This window comes from Peribacillus frigoritolerans (genome assembly GCF_030676415.1).
Classification (GTDB): domain Bacteria; phylum Bacillota; class Bacilli; order Bacillales; family DSM-1321; genus Peribacillus; species Peribacillus frigoritolerans_A.
Map to the genome: position 1 here is coordinate 1 of NZ_JAUUTW010000131.1, position 267 is coordinate 267.

At 32.6% G+C, this 267-nt stretch carries 1 protein-coding gene; it reads left to right on the forward strand.

The features are described 5' to 3' along the window. Window positions 1-267: hypothetical protein (locus Q8G36_RS28760; RefSeq protein ID WP_305163163.1), on the forward strand; the 267-nt coding region annotated here is incomplete at both ends.

Below are 267 nucleotides of genomic sequence, written 5' to 3' on the forward strand. Positions count from 1 at the left end.
AAATTACATTTCAAAGATCGGCCACCTATCGGAACTGGAAAGTCAATATAAAGTGAACATTGAGAATTTGGAACAGATGATTACCGATCTAAAGGAAAAAGAGAACTTCCATCAACAAGAAATCGATCATTTACATCAATCGATTAGCGTTGTATCTGAACAAGAAAATAAATATAAAATGGAGATTGAAAACTTAGAAAAAGCCATGATCGAACTTTCCGAAAAGGAAGAACAGCAGAAACAAGTTATCGAAAACTTTAAACATGA